The organism is Methanospirillum sp. (assembly GCF_035406105.1).
Classification (GTDB): Archaea; Halobacteriota; Methanomicrobia; order Methanomicrobiales; family Methanospirillaceae; genus Methanospirillum.
Genome location: NZ_DAONKG010000386.1, coordinates 1 through 1,043, shown reverse-complemented (window position 1 = coordinate 1,043; position 1,043 = coordinate 1). Strand labels below are relative to the sequence as shown.

Annotated in this window: 2 protein-coding genes; both read left to right on the top strand. The window is 49.1% G+C overall.

Features of this window, described 5'->3' with window-relative positions:
• On the top strand, positions 1–849 hold an 849-nt coding region (locus tag PLA23_RS13715; protein ID WP_324475590.1), incomplete at its 5' end, for an anthranilate synthase component I family protein.
• A partial coding sequence (locus PLA23_RS13710; protein WP_502883639.1) for a glutamine amidotransferase-related protein occupies positions 846–1,043 on the top strand: 198 nt, incomplete at its 3' end. The genes PLA23_RS13715 and PLA23_RS13710, both read left to right, overlap by 4 nt.

Genomic DNA, 1,043 nt, shown 5'->3' with positions numbered 1-1,043 from the left:
CCCATATCTGAGGAGAAATTTGTTCTGCCTGAACATGACCGGGAGATCTATGAACAGGGTGTTTTGAAGGCTCTTGAACATATCAGAGCAGGAGACATCTTTCAGGTAGTTCTTTCCCGCAGATTTTCGCTACCGTATACCGGTAACCCATACCGGATTTACGAGGTATTAAGAACGATAAACCCTTCGCCATACCTGTATTACTTCAATTTTGGTGATGAGGCCATCATCGGATCAAGCCCTGAGATGCTGGTAAAAACCGAGGGAAAAACTGTTACCACAGTTCCCATAGCAGGGACCAGACCAAGGGGAAAGACAGATGCGGAGGATGAACTGCTTGCCAGAGAACTGCTCGCCGATCCCAAAGAACGGGCAGAAAATCTGATGCTCGTGGATCTTGCACGAAATGATATCGGCAGAGTGTCTGAGTTTGGAACCGTGCAGGTCTCTGATTTTATGTCAATCGATAAATTTTCGCATGTCCAGCACATCACATCCGTCGTTACCGGAGAACTCCAAGAGGAGATGGGACCGGTCGATGCTCTGGAGGCTTGTTTTCCGGCAGGAACCGTAAGCGGAGCTCCCAAGATCCGTGCCATGCAAATCATCGAGGATCTGGAACCTATCCCCCGGGGTATCTACTCAGGTGCAGTCGGGTATATTGGATTCGACGGACTGATGGAGTTTGCCATCGCTATCAGAACCGTAATCGTGAAAAATAATTTCGCAACATGCCAGGCAGGAGCAGGAATTGTTGCGGACTCTGTCCCGTCCAAAGAGTTTGATGAGACACAGGCTAAGGCGGGTGCTATTGCACAGGCAGTACTTCGTGCAGGAAGATTACCATGAAAGTCGTCATCGTTGACTGTTTTGACAGCTTCACCTATAACCTCTATCAGCTGGTTGGATCCCTTGGTGCACAGCCGGTACCTATCACATGCAATAACACAATTGAGACTATCCAAAAGGCTGAACCTGACCGGATTATTCTCTCTCCAGGGCCGGGCACACCGGATGAATCCGGAGTATGCAGAGCTGTGATT